At 39.7% G+C, this 19,222-nt stretch carries 21 protein-coding genes and 1 pseudogene; 15 read left to right on the plus strand and 7 right to left on the minus strand.

Annotated elements, in window-relative coordinates; all coding sequences use genetic code 11:
- Nucleotides 1-97 precede the first annotated feature (97 nt).
- Nucleotides 98-229, minus strand: coding sequence for a photosystem II reaction center protein PsbN (gene psbN / locus NMG86_RS10125; RefSeq protein ID WP_026787065.1), 132 nt, complete (start codon nucleotides 227-229; stop codon nucleotides 98-100).
- Nucleotides 230-460: 231 nt separating this feature from the next.
- On the opposite strand from psbN, the gene psbH reads away from it, so the two are divergent.
- The 4 genes from psbH (at nucleotide 461) to NMG86_RS10145 (ending at nucleotide 2,064) form a co-directional block, all read left to right on the plus strand.
- Nucleotides 461-664 carry a photosystem II reaction center phosphoprotein PsbH gene (gene psbH, locus NMG86_RS10130; RefSeq protein ID WP_026787064.1) on the plus strand — a complete coding sequence of 68 codons (204 nt, stop codon included), beginning with the start codon at nucleotides 461-463 and terminating at the stop codon, nucleotides 662-664.
- Between the two features lie 182 nt (nucleotides 665-846).
- Nucleotides 847-1,107 (plus strand): TatA/E family twin arginine-targeting protein translocase, encoded by a 261-nt coding sequence (locus NMG86_RS10135; RefSeq protein ID WP_026787063.1) that lies wholly within the window; start codon nucleotides 847-849, stop codon nucleotides 1,105-1,107.
- Nucleotides 1,108-1,162: 55 nt separating this feature from the next.
- A complete protein-coding gene (gene pth / locus NMG86_RS10140) occupies nucleotides 1,163-1,801 on the plus strand; it encodes an aminoacyl-tRNA hydrolase (RefSeq protein WP_237747603.1) in 639 nt (212 codons plus the stop codon).
- Nucleotides 1,798-2,064: a DUF3146 family protein gene (locus NMG86_RS10145; RefSeq protein ID WP_026787061.1), complete on the plus strand. Its 267-nt coding sequence runs from the start codon at nucleotides 1,798-1,800 to the stop codon at nucleotides 2,062-2,064. The genes pth and NMG86_RS10145 overlap by 4 nt, the downstream gene beginning before the upstream one ends.
- 123 nt (nucleotides 2,065-2,187) lie before the next feature.
- Here NMG86_RS10145 and NMG86_RS10150 read toward each other — a convergent pair.
- Nucleotides 2,188-2,397: pseudogene (locus NMG86_RS10150) on the minus strand (histidine kinase); the annotation flags it as partial.
- A 458-nt stretch (nucleotides 2,398-2,855) separates the two neighbouring features.
- Here NMG86_RS10150 and NMG86_RS10155 point away from each other — a divergent pair.
- The 6 genes from NMG86_RS10155 to NMG86_RS10180 all read left to right on the plus strand — a co-directional run bounded on the left by NMG86_RS10155 (nucleotide 2,856) and on the right by NMG86_RS10180 (nucleotide 6,254).
- The gene (locus NMG86_RS10155; RefSeq protein ID WP_026787059.1) at nucleotides 2,856-4,448 is read left to right on the plus strand and encodes a glycoside hydrolase family 57 protein; all 1,593 of its coding nucleotides are present in this window, start codon (nucleotides 2,856-2,858) and stop codon (nucleotides 4,446-4,448) included.
- 355 nt (nucleotides 4,449-4,803) lie between these two features.
- Nucleotides 4,804-4,995, plus strand: a complete 192-nt coding sequence (gene gifA, locus NMG86_RS10160) for a glutamine synthetase inactivation factor IF7A (RefSeq protein ID WP_026787058.1) — start codon at nucleotides 4,804-4,806, stop codon at nucleotides 4,993-4,995.
- A gap of 92 nt (nucleotides 4,996-5,087) precedes the next feature.
- On the plus strand, nucleotides 5,088-5,276 hold the full coding sequence (gene gifA, locus NMG86_RS10165) for a glutamine synthetase inactivation factor IF7A (protein WP_026787057.1): 189 nt from the start codon (nucleotides 5,088-5,090) through the stop codon (nucleotides 5,274-5,276).
- A gap of 63 nt (nucleotides 5,277-5,339) precedes the next feature.
- Nucleotides 5,340-5,531, plus strand: coding sequence for a glutamine synthetase inactivation factor IF7A (gene gifA, locus NMG86_RS10170; RefSeq protein ID WP_026787056.1), 192 nt, complete (start codon nucleotides 5,340-5,342; stop codon nucleotides 5,529-5,531).
- A gap of 211 nt (nucleotides 5,532-5,742) precedes the next feature.
- The gene (locus tag NMG86_RS10175; RefSeq protein WP_026787055.1) at nucleotides 5,743-6,030 is read left to right on the plus strand and encodes a type II toxin-antitoxin system HigB family toxin; all 288 of its coding nucleotides are present in this window, start codon (nucleotides 5,743-5,745) and stop codon (nucleotides 6,028-6,030) included.
- Nucleotides 6,031-6,032: 2 nt separating this feature from the next.
- Nucleotides 6,033-6,254, plus strand: coding sequence for a LolA-like protein (locus tag NMG86_RS10180; RefSeq protein ID WP_026787054.1), 222 nt, complete (start codon nucleotides 6,033-6,035; stop codon nucleotides 6,252-6,254).
- Between the two features lie 224 nt (nucleotides 6,255-6,478).
- On the opposite strand, the gene NMG86_RS10185 is transcribed toward NMG86_RS10180, so the two are convergent.
- On the minus strand, nucleotides 6,479-6,886 hold the full coding sequence (locus NMG86_RS10185) for a PIN domain-containing protein (protein WP_026787053.1): 408 nt from the start codon (nucleotides 6,884-6,886) through the stop codon (nucleotides 6,479-6,481).
- The gene (locus NMG86_RS10190) at nucleotides 6,873-7,115 is read right to left on the minus strand and encodes an antitoxin family protein (protein ID WP_026787052.1); all 243 of its coding nucleotides are present in this window, start codon (nucleotides 7,113-7,115) and stop codon (nucleotides 6,873-6,875) included. The genes NMG86_RS10185 and NMG86_RS10190 overlap by 14 nt, the downstream gene beginning before the upstream one ends.
- Nucleotides 7,116-7,325: 210 nt before the next feature.
- Between NMG86_RS10190 and NMG86_RS10195 the strand changes: the two genes are divergently transcribed.
- Together NMG86_RS10195 and NMG86_RS10200 are read left to right on the plus strand one after the other, a co-directional pair.
- Complete coding sequence (locus tag NMG86_RS10195) at nucleotides 7,326-7,595, plus strand: hypothetical protein (protein WP_026787051.1); 270 nt, start codon at nucleotides 7,326-7,328, stop codon at nucleotides 7,593-7,595.
- 5 nt (nucleotides 7,596-7,600) lie between these two features.
- Entirely contained in the window at nucleotides 7,601-8,014 is a 414-nt protein-coding gene (locus tag NMG86_RS10200; RefSeq protein WP_026787050.1) for a type II toxin-antitoxin system VapC family toxin, read from the plus strand.
- A 119-nt stretch (nucleotides 8,015-8,133) separates the two neighbouring features.
- Here NMG86_RS10200 and NMG86_RS10205 read toward each other — a convergent pair whose 3' ends face one another.
- Nucleotides 8,134-9,441: a pre-peptidase C-terminal domain-containing protein gene (locus tag NMG86_RS10205; protein ID WP_081694470.1), complete on the minus strand. Its 1,308-nt coding sequence runs from the start codon at nucleotides 9,439-9,441 to the stop codon at nucleotides 8,134-8,136.
- A gap of 290 nt (nucleotides 9,442-9,731) precedes the next feature.
- Here NMG86_RS10205 and NMG86_RS10210 point away from each other — a divergent pair, with 290 nt between their 5' ends.
- The gene (locus NMG86_RS10210; protein WP_026797573.1) at nucleotides 9,732-11,111 is read left to right on the plus strand and encodes a helix-turn-helix domain-containing protein; all 1,380 of its coding nucleotides are present in this window, start codon (nucleotides 9,732-9,734) and stop codon (nucleotides 11,109-11,111) included.
- A 21-nt stretch (nucleotides 11,112-11,132) separates the two neighbouring features.
- On the opposite strand, the gene NMG86_RS10215 is transcribed toward NMG86_RS10210, so the two are convergent.
- Entirely contained in the window at nucleotides 11,133-12,596 is a 1,464-nt protein-coding gene (locus NMG86_RS10215) for a glycoside hydrolase family 13 protein (RefSeq protein ID WP_026797574.1), read from the minus strand.
- A 241-nt stretch (nucleotides 12,597-12,837) separates the two neighbouring features.
- On the opposite strand from NMG86_RS10215, the gene NMG86_RS10220 reads away from it, so the two are divergent.
- On the plus strand, nucleotides 12,838-14,817 hold the full coding sequence (locus tag NMG86_RS10220; protein WP_043938722.1) for a S8 family serine peptidase: 1,980 nt from the start codon (nucleotides 12,838-12,840) through the stop codon (nucleotides 14,815-14,817).
- Nucleotides 14,818-14,825: 8 nt separating this feature from the next.
- Here NMG86_RS10220 and NMG86_RS10225 read toward each other — a convergent pair whose 3' ends face one another.
- Complete coding sequence (locus tag NMG86_RS10225; RefSeq protein WP_081694471.1) at nucleotides 14,826-17,456, minus strand: NACHT domain-containing protein; 2,631 nt, start codon at nucleotides 17,454-17,456, stop codon at nucleotides 14,826-14,828.
- A 300-nt stretch (nucleotides 17,457-17,756) separates the two neighbouring features.
- On the opposite strand from NMG86_RS10225, the gene NMG86_RS10230 reads away from it, so the two are divergent.
- Nucleotides 17,757-19,046 (plus strand): glucose-1-phosphate adenylyltransferase, encoded by a 1,290-nt coding sequence (locus NMG86_RS10230; protein ID WP_026797575.1) that lies wholly within the window; start codon nucleotides 17,757-17,759, stop codon nucleotides 19,044-19,046.
- The last annotated feature ends 176 nt before the right edge of the window (nucleotides 19,047-19,222 follow it).

Below are 19,222 nucleotides of genomic sequence, written 5' to 3' on the forward strand. Positions count from 1 at the left end.
AGCAGATATGGAGCTAAATCAGACCTGAAACCCGTAGAAAATACAAAATATCAGAGACGCGCCGTGGCACGTCTCTACGGATATCCCCAACCCCATGTTAATCTTCGTGTTCTTCAAAGGGGTCGCGCAGGTCGGTAGAAGCGGGGCCGAAAGCTGTGTAAATCGCATATCCCGTTAGGGCGATCACAAACACAGCAATACAAATGCTCAGAGTTAATGCGGGTTCCATTATGATTAATCCCTTGTTATTCGTGTACTTCTATAATAAAATAATTAGAAAACTTAAGACAATTTAACAATTGTTTCAATTCTGGGGTTAGGATATTGTGTTTAACCCGATATGGGGACACCTAAATCGGGTAACATTAGCCTAAGCCTCTCCTGTCTTCCCTAGCTTGAAGCGGTGAGAGTGTCCAAAATCCAGAAAAAATTTTGCTGACGTAAAAAATTTAGGTGAACTATGGCACAACGGACTTGGTTAGGAGATTTATTAAGACCTTTAAATTCCGAGTATGGTAAGGTTTCTGCCGGTTGGGGAACCACCTCCTTAATGGCAGTGTTTATGGGTCTGTTTTTCGTGTTTCTGTTAATTATTTTACAGATTTATAATTCCTCACTGCTGCTTGAAAATGTGGATGTAAACTGGGCTAATTTAACCCGCTAATCAAGTTTAAAATCCAGTTAATCGTGAACTGTGAGGATCAATTTAGGAAATAGGTTTTAAGGTATAATAATTTAAAAATACTTAACCTCAATCCTGTATTGCTACTTCTGGAAAGTTAAAAATCACAGTTCACGGTTTTCTATTGATAACGATTATTTTTTGCAACTTAGGAGACTATTTTAATGAATATATTTGGAATTGGTTTACCAGAAATGGCAGTAATTTTGGTACTGGCACTTTTAATTTTTGGCCCGAAAAAATTACCTGAAATTGGCAGTAGTTTAGGTAAAGCCCTAAAAGGATTTCAACAGGCTTCTAAAGAGTTTGAAGATGAATTTAAAAAAGAAGCTCAAAAGTTAGAAGAAACAGCTAAAATTCAGCCAGAAAAAAACTCAACTGTCGCATCTACCCCAACGGAAAATTCCGTCAATACCCTTGATTAATTAATAGGTAAAATCAATAAATTAACGTTATTTAGATATATCAATAATTATGATTATGGAGGTTACGCCTGCTAAAATATTAATTGTTCCTCAATTAATCGTAGGTTTAGGAAATCCTGAAACTAAATATGAGCAAACCCGACATAATATTGGTTTTGAGGCTATTGATGCGTTAGCAAAGGCTTGGCGAATTCCAATTTCAGAAAATCGCAAATTTAAAGGAAAATTCGGCGAAGGGGTAACATCTTCTGGGGAAAAAATTAGATTATTAAAACCTCTAACCTATATGAATTTATCAGGACAGGCAATTCGCGCTGTTGTTGATTGGTATAAACTCCCGCCCACATCAGTATTAGTAATTTATGATGATATGGATTTACCATTAGGACGGTTGCGACTGCGGTTGTCTGGTTCAGCAGGAGGTCATAATGGGATGAAATCTACCATTTCCCATTTAGGAACCCAAAACTTTCCTCGGTTGAGAATTGGTATTGGTAAACCCAAATCAATAGCTGGAACCGGAGAACGAGAAACGGTTTCCTATGTGCTAGGAAAATTTTCCTCACCGGAAATGCAAATTATGGAACAAGTTCTAAAATGGGCGGGGGAAGCGATTGATTTAAGTTTGCATCAAGGTGTAGAAAAAGCCATGAGTCTGTACAATAATCGTAGTTTTGTTGATAGTACAGAGTGAGTTCTAAAAGTTTACCTGAAACAACGGCGTATGTGCGAATTACGCGACAATCTTGGCACCAGGGTTTTCTCGAAGGGGAGGTCAGTGCTGGGGATTATGAGTGGCGATTTCAGTGGCGATTTCGACATACCAAAAAACTCACAATTCAACCATCCCAAGGACGAGCTTTAATACAAGAACCCTTGGGACGGTTTTTAGAAAAGTATGATTATCAATTAGAACCTGGTGGGGATTATTCTTTTACTGTTCGCGCTCAATTTTAATTCACAATCAAGGGTAAGTGACCATTTTTATCGGATTTGATAAACCGGAATTTCCACAATAAATTCTGTCCCTTCTTAGGGTAAAGCTTGACATTCAATAGATAAAGATTCTAATTCATCAATAGCATTAGATTTTAAGCGATGTTGTAGAATTAATAGTGTGCTATTAATCCCCTCATGGATATCAACTGCTTTCACCTCAGATTCATCTAAACGGGAGAAATTTCTTAAAGATAAAACTAACTGACGAATTCGGTAAGCACCAACTTTCATCGAAGATAAAATCTTAGGGAGATCCTCTTGAATAAACTCAAATTCAATTTCTTCCATTTTTGTAAGAGGGTATCTAACTCCAAACATTGATTGATTTGACCAATTATTTTTGATAAAGATTGATAACGTTGAGATTGCAATTGAGCTTGAATTAAAAGAGAATTTGAGGTATCTTGAAGTTGCCTTAAATGGGTAAAATCTCGACAAACTCCAATTACACCTGTCACCCCTCCTTCCGAATCTTTAATCGGAGTATATAAACTATTATAAATTGCTGATTTACGATCATATACAAGAGCCTAATATTATCAGTTTGCCAATCTATCTACAGTATAAAACATCACTTATAATCTTGGATATCAATTTTATTGTCCATAGCCTTTGGCTGAGTTGCAAAAATTATCTAAAATCACCTCCTAAAATTCAATTGACTCGGATCTTACCCTTTCGTTTTAAAATCTTAATAATATTGAAAAACTATCTAGCTCCGATAACAAGCGTATTTCCATTAAATCCCTATGGCTATTGGCTATCTCGCCCTGGTTCTCCATGCCCATCTTCCCTTTGTTCGCCACCCTGAAAGTGACTATGTATTAGAGGAAGAATGGCTATTTGAAGCAATTACCGAAACCTACATCCCTCTAATCAAAATGTTTGAAGGGTTAAAGCGGGATGGGATTGATTTCAAAATCACCATGAGTTTGACTCCACCCCTGGTGTCGATGTTGCGAGACCCTCTGCTCCAAGAACGATATGATCAACACCTGAGTTTACTCCAAGAGTTAACTGAACAGGAAATTGATCGCTATCAAAAAACCCCTCATCTTCGTTACCTCGCCGAACATTATGCCGAAGAATGGCAGGAAGCCCGTAAACTTTGGGAACGCTATCAAGGCGATTTAGTCACGGCTTTTAAACAATTTCAAGATACCAATAATTTAGAAATTATCACCTGCGGTGCGACTCATGGCTATTTACCGCTAATGAAGATGTATCCCCAAGCAGTTTGGGGACAAATTGAAGTCGCCTGTCAACACTATGAAGAAACCTTTGGCCGTCGCCCTCGGGGGATTTGGTTGCCCGAATGTGCCTACTATAATGGCTTAGAACGAATGTTAGCGGATGCAGGAATTCGGTATTTTCTCACCGATGGTCATGGGATTCTCTACGCCCGTCCCCGTCCCCGTTTTGGCACCTATTCCCCTGTTTATACGGAATCTGGTGTGGCTGTATTTGCCAGGGATAACGAATCTTCTCAGCAGGTCTGGTCTTCGGAAGTAGGTTATCCTGGGGCGGCGGAATACCGAGAATTTTATAAGGATTTGGGCTGGGAAGCCGAATATGAGTATATTAAGCCCTATATTATGCCTAATGGTCAGCGCAAAAATACCGGGATTAAGTATTACAAAATTACAGGTCGGGGTCTGGGACTGGGAGAGAAGGAACTTTATGACCCCTATTGGGCAAAAGCTAAAACTAGCGAACACGCGGCGGACTTCGTTATAAACCGCGAGCGCCAAGTGGAACATCTGCATGGAATTATGCAGCGTCCCCCGATTATTATCTCTCCCTACGATGCCGAATTATTCGGACATTGGTGGTATGAAGGGCCTGCGTTTCTCGATCAATTATTCCGCAAAACCTGGGAAAATCAAAAGGTCTACGCCATGACCCATTTAGCCGATTATCTCCAAGCCTTTCCCACCCAACAGGTTTGTCATCCCGCCCAGTCCAGTTGGGGATATAAGGGATTCCATGAATATTGGCTCAATCATACCAATTCTTGGATTTATCCCCATCTCCACAAAGCCGCCGAAAGAATGATTAAAATGGCGGGTCGAGAACCTAGAGGCGACCTAGAATTACGGGCGCTTAATCAAGCCGCAAGAGAATTACTCCTAGCACAGTCTTCCGACTGGGCCTTTATCATGAGTTCGGGAACTATGACCCCCTACGCCGTGCGTCGTACCCGTTCCCACCTAATGCGGTTTAACAAAATATACGAAGATCTCAAAATTGGCAAGGTAGATTTAGATTGGCTGGAAAAGGTCGAAGCCATTGATAATATCTTCCCTAATATCGATTTTCGCGTCTATCGACCCTTGATGTAATGGGTTATAGGTAATATTCGTAGTAAGCCCTTCAGGGCTTAATCCCCTAAACCTAACACTAATAAATTTAATCTCTTGATTATTAGTGTTAGGTTTTGCTGCTAGTTCTGGGGAATGAAGCCCTGAAGGGCTTACTACGTTTATGAGTGTTATTGGTGTTAGGTTTTGCTAATAGTTCTGGGGAATAAAGCCCTGAAGGGCTTACTACGTTTATGACGGAATTCTAAGAAAAATGTAAAGATTTGTTAACTTAGAGCGTTTTGTAAAGTAGACTACAGAATGTTCTGGTATATTAGAAATTGAAGACCAAAACAGCCTTTTATTTTCTAGGCTATTCATTCAGGAGAACAAACTCATGGGTACTCAAGAACAAGCTCGCGCTTTAATGATGCGTCATCACCACACCATCAAAAATCGTCAACAGTCCTTACTCAACCGGATTTCCGATCAAGTCGGTACCGAACCTGGTGAGCCAACCACGATTCAAGGCAAACTCAGAGCCCATTCTGCCAGCAGTTACGATCGCAGTAATGCCACAATGAGCTAGGAAGATTAATAATTGTAATCTTTCTTCATATTTTAGTTAAGCAAATTTTAGCTCAAAAAACCATTCAATTTTAAACAGAGGAGAAACAAATTATGGATACTCAAAATCAAGCTCGGGCCTTAATGATGCGTCATCATCAAGTAATTAAAAACCGTCAACAATCGATGTTGAATCGGGTTTCGGATGAAGTCGGTACAGAACCCGGTGATGTCTCAACCATTCAAGGCAAACCCAGTGCCAATTCTGTTAGTAATTATGACCGTGGTAACGGGATGATTTAGATTAGTCGAATCCAAGATTAACCTCAAAAAAACCTTCAATTTTAAACAAAGGAGAAACAAATTATGGATACTCAAAATCAAGCTCGGGCTTTAATGATGCGTCATCATCAAGTAATTAAAAACCGTCAACAATCCCTCCTCAACCGAGTCGCGGATGAAGTCGGCATTGAACCCGGAGATTATCGGACAACGATTCAAGGCAAACCCACTGACAGCGTTAGCAGCTATGACCGCAGTGGCTCATCCATGAGTTAATTCAGTTGTTATTAATATAACGGTAAATTCATTATGAATCTATCAATGCCCCCGCTTTGCTTGAGCAAGTGGGGATATTTTTTTGGTTAACGGATAACTAATTTCTATACTTGTCACTAATCTTGGGGTTGTTTCTACTAAAGGAATTTAATGAGGGTGATGTAGACATTCAAACCGATGATATAATTTGGTAATATCCCCGAGTTTCATTATGCACGTTATCACACGCAAGCGACTCAATGAATTTGCGGAAAAGTACCCAGACACAGAAAACGCATTAGCCCGTTGGTATCAACTGGTGAAATCAGGAACATTTAATTCCTTTGTTGAACTTCGTAGCGAGTTTCCCAGTGCTGACCAAGTTGATAATCTCACAGTGTTTAATATTGGTGGAAACAAAGTCCGGTTGATAGCGGCAATTCACTATAATCGACAAAAACTTTATATTCGGGCAGTTTTGACCCATGCAGAGTACGATCAAGAAAAATGGAGAGAGTAAAAATGTTGAGCATTGATGAAACTCAAAAATTGTGGCAGCCCCTAGCAACTAAATTAGTCATTCCCCGCGATGAAGCTAGTTATCAATATCTGGTTGATTGGTTGGATCGATTAATTGATGAAGTCGGGGAAAATGAAGAACATCCCCTGGCTTCACTGATGGATATTATCGGTGTTTTAATTGAACAGTATGAAACCGATCGGGTTCCTGAACTTCAAAACTAATGGTTTACTCAGAAGCGATGAGTTAATCGTTTCATTTCTGAGAATCGATCACCTCTATGTAGAGAAACCCGGTTTCTATTCCCAATATCCGACAGTATCTAGTTTGGCAAATCGATCTATCAACATCTTTAATCGTATTTCTGGGAAATAAAAAAGCGATCGCAGGCAGAACAAAAGTGATCGCTCTTGAGAAAACCAAACCAAGGCTTTTTAGTTGCCAGGGGTTATAGAGTTTTGAAGGGATTGACGATTTTTAGACCATCAATAGCTGAGTACCCAAAATCTTCCGTATAGAGAGTTTGAACATTCGCTTCCAAGCAGGCAGCAACCACCATTGAATCCCAGTGAGACAGACTAAAACGACCCATTAAGTCCTCAGCACGATCAATCACAGCCCAAGTTGGCAAAGCCGTGTACCAAACTTGTTGTAAGTCTCGAATATATTGATAGGCTTGCCCTCTGTCATACCCTAGAGGCTCTAGCTTACGACTGGCAGCCAAATACTCACAGGCAACCTGCCAAATTAAAACCCCATCTGTTAGGGAAGATACCAAAGAAACCGCAATTGTCTGTTTATCAGGATCGCGCGGATCATTGACATAAATTAAAATATTTGTGTCAACGGCGTTCATGCAATATATCCCGTGTAAACCGAGGAGCATTAGAAGGAATAGGGTTTTGTTGCATTCTCTCCACAAGTCGCTTTAGAAAATTCTGTCTAGCGCCAATGTCAGTGATCTGGGGTGGAATGACTTGGGATGATTGCACAAAAAGCTCAACTTCAACCCCTTCAGGCAAGTTACAGGGGTTTTCCAGAATAAATGTGCCATTACGGTAAATTGCTTTCAAAGCTTGAGGCATAATCATACTAAACTGAATCTAGGGTCATAGCATTTCAAGGCCACTAGATTCTCATTATAGTTTAGATTTTGTTCTGCTGATTTTGTGCTACCTGAATCAATTTCACTCCGGCTGAAATGCGAGGGGCTATGCCCAGCCGAAAGCGATCGCAATTTTGGAAAATCAATAGGTTATTATACTAGATATTTTCTCAAGGGGTTAACAGTTAACATGGTTTCCAATCAATTACTAGAACTCGAAAACTTTATTCATCAATTATCTGTAGAAGATAAGCTATGGTTATTAGGGCAAATTATGGTACAACTCCGACAAGTCTCTGAAACAATTAATGATAGAGACAAAGCAGCAGATATTCAGTATGACCCCACTGCTAAACCCATCTGGGAAATTGCTGTCGAAATCGGAGCCAATATTCCTGAATCTGAATGGGAAAAAGTGCCGAGTGATTTGTCAAAAAACTTTGATATTTATCAAGGTTAGGGAGAATGAGACAAGTTTTTGCGGATACGGGTTATTGGGTAGCTTTGCTAAATCCTAAAGACGAATTACATCAGAAAGCGCGAGATCTATCTAAGCAGATGGATTCGCTTTATATTGTGACCAGTGAAATGGTTTTAGCAGAGGTTTTGAATGATTTTTCTAAAAGGGGCGCGTTTTTTCGTCAGGCTGCGATTGAGTTAATTGAAAGTCTCTATAACCATACTAATGTGACAGTAATTCAGCAAAGTAGTAGTCAGTTTCAGGAGGGGTTATTGTTGTACAAAAAAAGACCTGATAAAGAATGGAGTATAACTGATTGTGTTTCTTTTAAGATAATGGAAGAATATGGCATTACAGAAGCTCTGGCTTATGATAAACATTTTGAGCAGGTAGGTTTTATTGCTTTATTACGAGATTGATTATTAGGTTTTGCGATCGCTTTTTTGGTAAATAAAAGAGCGATCGCGTTAAATAGCCTACCCAAAAGCAACATTTGATTTCCTATTGAGCGATCCACTGTTGCATGGTGTAGGCTTTATTAAGTGGGATTACCAGTGATGAAAGCAGCCGAAACCCACTGATTGCTGCTTCTCACGCGGAACCATCGGTCATCATTTCGCTTTTCGCGAACGTCCCAATGGGTTGTGCCTCGTGCTACAGCGTCAAAAGTGAGACGTTGATTAAGCTTCAGAGAGCCAACTATCGAGTTGTCGTCCCCCGGTCCGCTGCGGATATTGACCGTCCCATCTGAAGTGCCTTGGAAGCTAGATATAATAGGTGTAGCTGTTAGGTTCAGGTTGTAGTTGGTGTTGGCAGTTGTATGGTAAACCCGCACGTAGTAAGTACCCGCATTCAGGCTACGGATAATGGTCTCTGGTGCAAGGCCGCCGTTGCTAGAGTTCGCTATAGGAATGAAAAAGAAATTGCGTAGCTCCACATCTGCATTAGCAGCGCTTAGGCCGTTGAGGGTGAGGGTGAAGTTCCTAGTAGCGGGCAGGGTAAATTCGTAGTAGTCGTTAGTGTCGGTTACGCCTACCGAATCCCTATAGATCCTGTTGAAATGATCAACGGTGATTTTACGAGCGGTAATGGGGGTGTTATCCTGCTCTATGACCGTGGCTTTGCCATCCAGCATCACCGTCGCGGTATCATCTTCCGCTTTTAATGCCTGAAGTTCCGCTACGTCAAACTCCTTCCCTTGAACGACACCAGCAAAAATCGCACCCTCATCTCCCGGTGTATCGGAGATGTTAATCTGGGAGTCGATATAATGCCCTATCTCTTCTAGCAGCACTGAGACGATCGCCTCTGGGTTATCAGCATTGTCAGCCACAAACTCACTGGACAGATAAATATTGTTAGTTTCTGCGACAAAAGCCCCATTAGATCCATTGATATCAGCAGCAGAAACGATCTTAATGGGTGAGGTCTGGAAAGTACCATTAGTCAAGCTATCTGCCAAATCCTGAGCCACCTGAACATCAAAATCATCTCCAAAAGCAATGCTCATCTGAGAGAGAAATTCTGGGCTACTGGCAAATTGCTGTAATTGTTCGTGACTCTTGGCTAAGGCTATTCCTGTTAACGAATCTACGGACGTACCGGTGTGAAAATCCGTTTCCGCTGGAATTTTTCCTTGGTCAACCGACATATCGAGAGGGATGACAAGATTATCGCAGGCAACTGATACTAAGGTGGGGAGAGCGATCGCATCGGCAGCCCCCGGTATTGGTAGTTGATTGGCACCAAAAGGCTTTAAAATATCCCCATCACTTGGAGCGATCGGATCGGGACTTATTCCTAGCAATCTGGCGATTTCTTTAGTATCTGTGTCAAAAGAAAACATGATCGGTCCCTCATTATCGAATTGTTAGTTTTTAACATCAGCCAACACGCGGAAAGTCACGTTAATCCTCATTAATTCAGTCAGTATATTTATTCATTCCTCTTAATTCTGTCAACTGATTTCTAGTTTGTCAACCCCATGAAAATGGGATTTAGGGGGGTATTTATTAAGGGTTTAAAAATGAAAAAATAGGAAAATGTGGGATTTTGTGTTTAAAAAGGGGAAAATGTGGGATAATGTGGGATAATGTGGCGTAAGACTAGCCATAACTACAACCCAATCTATGAACTATGGAGATTCAAGAAGCCTTGCAGTGGACGAATGACCTGATTTTTGCCAAGACAGGACAACATCTGGACTCACTGCAACGGGCTATTTTGGAGGGTGCATGGGAATGTAAACGATATAAGGATATTGCCTCGGAATACCACTGTAGTCAGGATCACGTCAGAAAGTCGGCATCGGAATTGTGGCAACTCCTCTCAGATCTGTTGGGAGAGGATGTAAAAAAAAAGAATGTTCGGTCTCTTGTTGAAAATGGAATATTCTATTACTTTAATACGGGAGTGCAAATTGGTAATCACATAAATGTCTGTAGCGACTTATATAATAATCCCAAAACCACAAAAAAACGATCACACTCCTCCACCAGCAAAGAGTCTCAACCTCGCCACGACCTCAGCGAAGCCCCAGAATACGATAATCGCCTCTACGATCGCACCAACGAACTCGCTACCCTGAAACAATGGATACTCACAGAAAATAGCCGTATCGTTACCATTGCCGGATTATCGGGTATAGGTAAAACTACCCTAGCGAGACAACTGGTAGAACAAATCGGAGATAATTTTGATTATATCCTGTGGCGAACTCATCGCAAATTCCCGACCCTCAACGCCCTTCAAACCAACCTGATCGAGTTTTTCTCCCCAACTTCACCCACCGAAAATCCCTCAATTATCAACTATTTACATTCCCGCCATTCCATCCTAGACGATTTGCGATCGCACCGTTGCTTAATCATCCTCGACGACTTCCAAGACACCTTAACCCCTGGTCAATTCGTCGGAAACTACCTGTCAGAATATGAAAACTATGGTAAACTGTTAACCGAAATTGGCAGATCTCCCCATAATAGTTGTCTCCTCCTCCTCAGTTGGGAACAACCCATCGAAATCGCCAACTTAGAAACCGAAAACCGCTACTGTAAAACCCTACAACTCCAAGGTTTAGGTGAATCAGCTACCCAACTTCTAGCTGACAGAAAACTCACAGATCAACACAAATGGCCAGAACTAATCCAACTTTACGGTGGTAACCCCCTCTGGTTAAATATTATTGCTTCTACGATAAAAGATTTATTTAATGACAGTGTTGAGCAATTTTTATCCTATAAAACCCTATTTTTAGGGGATTTAGAACCTCTGATTAAACAACATTATCAACGGTTATCCGAATCTGAACAACTTCTGATGTTGTGGTTAGCTAACCAAGATAAAACGGTAGATATTTTGAGTAAACCGACAGAATTTTCATCTGATAACGATTTTTTAAGGGCGATACAATCTTTGAAAAAACGGGGTTTAATTCAACAAGCGAGGAATAATAAAGAATCTTACTGGAGTCTTGAACCTGTGATTAAAGAATATATGAAAAATCAATCTCGGTAACTGCTCTGGCGACGGATATAACTAAGAATTAACTAAAATTATTCCTTGACGGGGAGGAAGATAGACCTCTAATTCTGTTGTGCCATTTTCTTGTTTCCATCTGAACTTACATTCTCCATAAATTAACTGATTAGGACGATTTTTTAACTCAGTAACCATTAAGTTGATTTCGGCTGCTTCTGTTCCCGAATTGACCACAATAATTAATTCTTGATGGTCTAAACATCGAGCAAATCCATAAACCATCTCCTGAGCATATAATATATTGTAAGAACCTGTTCTTAAAGCCGGATATTGGTGACGAATAGCAATCAATTTTTTGTGATATTCTAAAATATCTTGATGCCAAGAATCTTGCATCGGAAAACTGCGGCGAGAATCGGGGTCAAGGTGTCCTTCCAACCCCACTTCATCCCCATAATAAATACTGGGCGCACCCGGAAAAGTAAATAACAATAAGGTTGCTAACTCAACACTTGCTTTATCTCCTCCCGCTACACTAATTAATCTGGCGGTATCATGACTATCGAGTAAATTCAATTGTGTTAGTTGAATTTCCCAAGGATATAACGCTAATAAATCTTGTATTTTTTGACCATATTCTTTAGCAAATATAGCCGGATAGGGAAAATAAGATGGGCTTTCAACCAATTCCATTTGAACGCGATCGCCTGCAATAAACGCAATAGTCGGAGCCGTAAATAAATAATTCATCACCCCATCAAATTGCTTTCCATCTAACCATTCTCTGGAATCTCCCCACACTTCTCCGACAATATAAGCCTCTGGATTAACCGCCTTAACTCTATCTCGAAATTCCTGCCAAAAACCCGGAGTTTTCACTTCAAAAGGCACATCTAAACGCCAACCATCAATGCCAAAATCAATCCAATATTCAGCAATTTCCATGATATATTCCCTCACTTGAGGGTTGTCATGATTAAATTGAGGTAAAGCCCGATTTCCAACCCAACCAACATAATTAGCGGGTTTACTACCATCATAGGCTGATAACGGCCAATCTTCAATTTTAAACCAATCTAACCAAGGAGAATGGGGGCCGTTTTCTAAAATATCATGGAACTGGAAAAAGCCCCGACTAGCATGGTTAAAGACTCCATCTAATACTATTTTAATCTGGCGTTGATGGGCTGCATCTAATAACTCTTGAAAGGCTGTATTTCCTCCGAGTATGGGGTCAATTTGGTAATAATCATGGGTATGGTAACGATGATTACAAGCCGACTGAAAAATAGGAGTAAAATAAATCGCATTAATCCCTAAATCCTGTAAATAATCTAATTGTTCAATCACGCCCCATAAATTGCCTCCTTTATATCCCTGTAAACTCGGTGGTAAATCCCATTGTTCCCAGCGATCGGATTTTAACAATTTTTTGCGCGGAATAGCTGCTTGAGCAAAGCGATCTGGAAAAATTTGATAAAATACCGCGTGTTTAACCCAATCTGGAGTTTGTATTTGCATAGATAAATTTAACCACATATCATAAGTATAAATGCTAAAATTAAGCGGAATTTTACAAAGTTATCCGATTTAGCTGAACTGCACTGAGCTTAGAAATTAGCTCTTTAATTTTAGGCGATCGCTAACCTCTCCAGCAAGTCAATCACTCTAATTCAGATATTAAAGTTTTATTAAGCAGACCTGAATATCTTATTTACCGATGATAAATTAGAAACAACTTATTGGATTTACACCCAGAGGAATGAATGACCCCAATAGTAACGTGCCACCCATTGTTTACGCAGAAGCCTCAGTTAATTCACAAGGAGGGGTTTCCCTATTCCGATCTTCAGAACTAATTACCAGCGAGAATATTACTCAATTTTATTCTCGTCCTCAACAGGTCAATTTAGCAATTCAACGTCTAAAAGCTGAAGGGTTTGAAGTTTTAGAAACGGGACGAGTCACTCTTAGTATTGCAGGTTCTGCTGATTTGTATGAGCGTGTTTTCAACACGCAAATTATTGCTAAAGACAAAACGGTTATAAAAGGAGGAGGATTAGAAAGTATAGGCACATTTTTAGATACTCCTGATACTGATATTATCGGTTTTGTTGATACATCTTCAAGTCCTTTATCTGATTTAATTGAAGGAATTGCTTTAAGTGAACCCGTTTATTATACCGATGTTGGCCGACCTTCAGAATCTCCTCCAAATCCGTCCTATTGGCATTTAATTCCCCAGGATATTGCCCAGGAATTGAATGCAGTTACGGCTCATCAACAAGGAATTAAAGGTCAAGGCATTAACGTTGTCATGGTCGATTCAGGATGGTATAGTCATCCTTTTTTTGCCCGGAACAGATATCGGGGTAAAGTTATTTTAGCGGCCGGATGTATTAATCCCGAAGTTGATGAAAATGGACATGGAACCGGAGAATCTGCTAATCTATTTTCTGTGGCTCCTGAAATCAATTTTACGATGGTAAAAGGGAACTTCAAAAATTCCATTGCTGCCTTTAAAAAAGCGGTTTCCCTGCGTCCTGATATTGTTTCTTGTAGTTGGGGAAGTAGCAAACAATATGCCCCTTTATCGGCCTATGATATTGCTTTAACTGCTAATATTGCCGATGCAGTTTATCAAGGAATTATTGTTGTTTTTTCCGCCGGAAATGGGCATTGGGGATTTCCCTCTCAACACCCGGATGTGATTGCGGCTGGAGGCGTTTATTTGGATTCTGATGGCAAATTAGAAGCGAGTAATTATGCTAGTGGTTTTAGCAGTAACATCTATTCTGGACGCATTGTTCCTGATATTTGTGGGTTAGTTGGAAAGAAACCTAGAGCCGCTTATATTATCTTACCTGTTCCCCCTGGAAGCACGTTAGATGCCGTTTTTGGTTTACCCGGAGTTAAACATCCTGATGCGGATGAAACCCTTTCAGAAGATGGCTGGGCTGCCTTTAGTGGAACATCCGCCGCAGCGCCCCAACTAGCGGGAATTTGCGCTTTGATGAAGCAAGTTAATCCCCAATTATCCTCCCAACAAGCAAAAGAAATTTTGCAACAAACCGCCATTGATGTAATTGCAGGAAATAGCAATTCTGCAACCGGAGGACATTCGGCTAAACCCGGATTTGATTGGGCAACGGGAAGAGGTTTAGTCAATGGGTTTGAGGCGGTAAAAACAGCCCAACGTTTAGCCAAAAATTCCCACTCACCTAAACAACAACCAAACCAGCAACCCAATTTTTTATCTCAAAAAACACCCATTAATTTAACAGAGGTTACTATGGATTCTAAACTCAGAAAGCACTATGAGAAAATTTTGTGTGCATTAGATGAAGCCCTGCAAAACGTAGATGACGAGATTAAGAATGAGTATGAGTTAGTCATTACTCCTGCTAATTTTGTCCCGCGATCTCCCATTTCAAAAGCAGCTTATCAGTTGATGACCAAACTAAATGATGAAAACACTGCTCTCAAAGCTAAAGTTTTTGCTGCACAAGGATTATTAAAACTAGGTCGTTATCAAGAAGAAGCTATTAAAGTGCTTACAGACCTAATTACTGATGAATCAAAGATACCAGCTATCGAGAATATTAAAGACCGATCAGAGTTGTTAGCTAATGCTATGGAAGCGTTAGGAGAAGCAAGTTCACACGCGCAGAATAATAGTAATTCATTAGATGATGATCCAATGACGACCCCGTGCTGCGCGCCAGGCACGTCCTGCAAGTAAGAATAGTCCTAAATCCCAATAGAATTGGTAGTGTTAGAATCGCAATCGGCAATTTTTTGAGAGAGTTCTTCTAATATCATTCTAGGTACTATATCCTTTTTCTTTTGGCAGCAATCCTGCACAGCTTGCAAGAATCCTTTAATACTTTCTGGCGCACCGGGTTGAGCATCCGCTTGTGCCAGAAATTCAGTCCATAATTTTTCATTATCCTTATAAAGATCGACTAAATACAAACCTGCTAAGAATTCTGCTAATGGGTCAAGAGAAAAACGAATTTGATCTTCACTAGGTTTGACGGTTTCAACAATATGGAGAGAGTTTTCTAAATACTTCAGGTGAGTTTTTGCTTGCTCCTCGCTCCAGTGTTCACCTAATACTTTTAATAGGGTATCAAGTGGAATAGTAGTGGATCGATAAGTCTGTTTTAGACATTGCCATGCTATGACTTTAGCAACCTGATGAACAGTCAGATTGTCTAAATGATTTTCTAGTCCCTTTTCAATCAGTTGACAATTAATTTGATTTAAGTAAGATAACATCAAATCAGGAATATTATCAGGTAAATTTTTAGTGGTCTGATTAGATTCATTCGCAATCAATTGATCCGCATAGAGTTTAGCTAATAATACGGTAATATCTCGTTCACCGACAAGCTGAGAAAGTTGGATACAAGCTTGAAAAAGTTCTTGATCTGTTTTGAATAAATTTTGTTTTCCTTTCTTGTTGACATAAGCTTGTAAAAATTCTGCCAGTTTACTACTCTGAACCCGCATCATTTGAATAATCGTTTTATTCACACCGCCTAAAGATTCATCATTTCGTGAGGTGAGAATCAAAGCATTTGCTACAAAACTGGGTAATTCGGGTTTAATTTTGTTACGAGTTGCTGGACGCATTTCTGAATAACCATCAACAATCACTAGCAGTCGTCTTTCCCTCAATAAATGTTCTAGTAATTCTTCAGAAATTGGTTTGACTGCCTCAATTAAATCTCTCAGTTGTCCATGAATCGCTTCCATTAAAACCTGTTGTTGATTCCCTGTTTCATCACTGAGTTCTTGATCAATGAAAATCGGTAACATTCGATGGTTGGGACAAAGACGTTGCTCAGGATCATCTGCCATTGCCCACTTTGCTAACTGACAAGCTAAAGTTGTTTTTCCTGAACCGCCTTCTCCCCAAATCAGTAAAGTTTCTCTCGATTCACTAAACTTATATTGTAAATCTTTCGGGGTCAATTCAGGAATTGAATCACCATTCAAAATTACAGGAATCGTAGGGACATAAATGTTTCTCTGTTTAACCGTCTGCTTATTCTCAAACTGACGGCGTGCTGTTTCCAGATTCGTTTTCACCCAATCATCAAGTACCCTGGGATGATATTGTAAGTCAAACAATAATATTCTTAATGTGGCGGTTTTAAAATTGAACCCGATAAATTCTAAGGATAAATCAGTTTTTTGTAAAAAACTGTTCAGCAATAATAGAGATAATGGTTTGACACGAAGTAATAAAAAAAGCAGAAAAAGCCAAAAGCTGAATAAAAATATTGGGATGGACAGTTTTTTATTTTCAGTCAGCCAGATCCAGATAGAATTTGCAGGCTTTGGAAGCAAGTTAATAGTCTCAATCGCATTCTTCAAAGAATTTTCAATAACAAATAATTGATTATTTTTTAATTCTGGATTATTTTGTTTAAGGGTTTCTTGTGCTAAATTAAGACCTGCAAGCCATTTTTTTTTCTGATCTTCTTGGTTAGCAATTGTATAAGCTTTTTGTGACAACTCATCAGCTATAACTTGTATGGAGTCAAGCGCATATTCTTTTTGAGTCATAGGAGTTTCTGCTTGTAGAAACTCTGTTAAAACTTCCATTGATAATTTAACATCCTGACCACTGAATCCAAGAGCTTGTGCCACCCCTATTCGAGTTTTCCAATTTTCATCTTTATTTTGGGTAATTTTTTTAAATTTTGAAACTAAATCTGAAGAATTATCTATTTTTAAAGATTCTGAAAGGAACTCAGAAGCTTGTACATAAACTTCACGTTTATCATCAGGCAGAATACCAACGATTCGGAATATTTTTTGATTATCTAAAGTTAATTTTTTACTGGCAATTTCACGATTCAAATAATATAAAGACCATTCTCTGAATGATACTCCGTTTTTAGAATCTTCTAGTTGAGTAATTAATTTATTTATATTTTCTTCATCTTTTTTTGTTGATTTTAATAAATTCTCAGTTCCTGCAATTCTAATTCTTGTATTTTCATTCTTATCTTCTATAATTTTCATAAACTGATCGACAGCTTTCTCAGATTCATGATCGACTTCTCCTAACGCTTGTAAAATAGCTATTCTAGCTTCGATAGAATTCTTAGTATTATTAAACTCTTGAATTAATAAATCTACGATATCCTTATTTTCTTTTAGTTTATCAATGGCTGTTTGATCATTACCTTCATTATCATCCATCAACATTTCAATCGGCTCTTTAATTTTGGTATTAACCTCAACAGCATCCTGCTGAACATTCTGTTGCGCCAACCCTGCACTCGACAACAATAAAGGTAAAGAAACCCCGACCACAGCCACTTTAATCGCCTGAGAAACCTTATGCCAATATAGGTGCATCATAAATCCTCTATCTTTAATCAAAATTGATCGTGTTTATTCTCGTATAACCTGAAATTAACCAAACAATCCCCGATAAATCCGGTAAAAAAATATAAAGAATTATCAACTTCTAAACAGCTAGAAAATTTTCAACCCTTAAAATTCAATAACTGTTTAACAATTCTTTGGCCTTTTCCGTTCCTCCTAACCCCACCCTAACCCAAACTTAATGTCGGTTTTGCCTCTCCCCCCTTGTCAATAGTACCGTACAGTCGGACACTGGACTTGGGAAGACTATTGGCAGTTGAGAGGTAATTTTTTGTGAAACGAGTTTTAGCAATCATTCTCGGTGGCGGTGCGGGAAGCCGCCTGTATCCTTTAACCAAAATGCGGGCCAAACCTGCGGTTCCCATCGCCGGGAAATATCGGTTAATCGACATCCCCATTAGTAACTGTATTAACTCAGAAATTCTCAAAATCTACGTTTTAACCCAGTTTAACTCAGCATCCTTAAACCGCCATATTGCCAGGGCGTACAACTTCGCTGGTTTTGATGATAGCTTTACCGAAGTCTTAGCCGCCCAACAAACCACCCAAAACCCCAATTGGTTTCAGGGTACAGCAGATGCGGTGCGTCAGTATTTGTGGCTGCTGAAGGAATGGGACGTTGACCAATTTCTGATTTTATCCGGTGACCATCTCTACCGCATGGACTATCGAGAATTTGTCCAACGTCATTTAGACACCAAAGCGGATATTACCCTTTCGGTATTGCCCATTGACGAAAAACGGGCTTCGGATTTTGGCTTAATGAAACTTGATGACTCTGGACGGGTGGTGAGTTTTAGCGAAAAACCCAAAGGGGACGCCCTCAAAGAAATGCAGGTGGATACCTCGGCGTTAGGTTTATCTCCCGAACAGGCTAAAGAAAATCCTTATATTGCTTCTATGGGGATTTATGTCTTTAACAAAGACACCTTGATTAAGCTATTAGATGAAAATCCCCAGGAAACTGATTTCGGGAAAGAAGTAATTCCCAACGCATCGGCCAATTTAAACGTTCAAGCCTTTTTATTTAAAGACTATTGGGAAGATATTGGAACCATCGAAGCGTTTTATCATGCCAATCTGGGTTTAACACAACAACCCCACCCCAACTTCAGTTTCTACGACGAAGAATCTCCGATTTATACCCGTTCTCGTCACTTACCCCCTACGAAAATCCTAGATTGTCGGATTACGGAGTCTATTATTGCTGAAGGTTGTATCCTGAAAGAATGTCGGATTGATCATTCTGTTTTGGGGTTACGTTCCCGGGTGGAAGCTGGATGCGTGATTGAAGATACCCTACTCATGGGTTCCGACTTTTATCAAGCATTCTCAGAACGTTCTTCGGGTTTACGAGAAGGTGAAGTTTCACTGGGTATTGGTTCCAATACCGTAATTCGTAAGGCTATTGTTGATAAAAATGCTCGCATTGGTCGCAATGTCCAAATTATCAATAAAGAGGATATCCAAGAAGCGGAAAGGGAAGATTTAGGATTTTATATCCGCAGTGGTATTGTTGTGATCCTGAAAAATGCGGTAATTTCCGATTATACCGTTATTTAATCTGGGTCTGACACCAAAACCCAATCTATTTATTTATAGGACTTCCTACTCCCAGGAAGTCTTTTATTGTATAGCACAGCAGATTACCTATTACCTATTACCCATTACCCATTACCCATTACCCATTCCCTGTTCCCTGCTATATTAAACCCCATCGGCTACAATCAAAACAGTTT

The sequence above is a fragment of the Planktothrix rubescens CCAP 1459/22 genome (assembly GCA_904830895.1).
GTDB classification, from domain to species: Bacteria; Cyanobacteriota; Cyanobacteriia; order Cyanobacteriales; family Microcoleaceae; genus Planktothrix; species Planktothrix agardhii.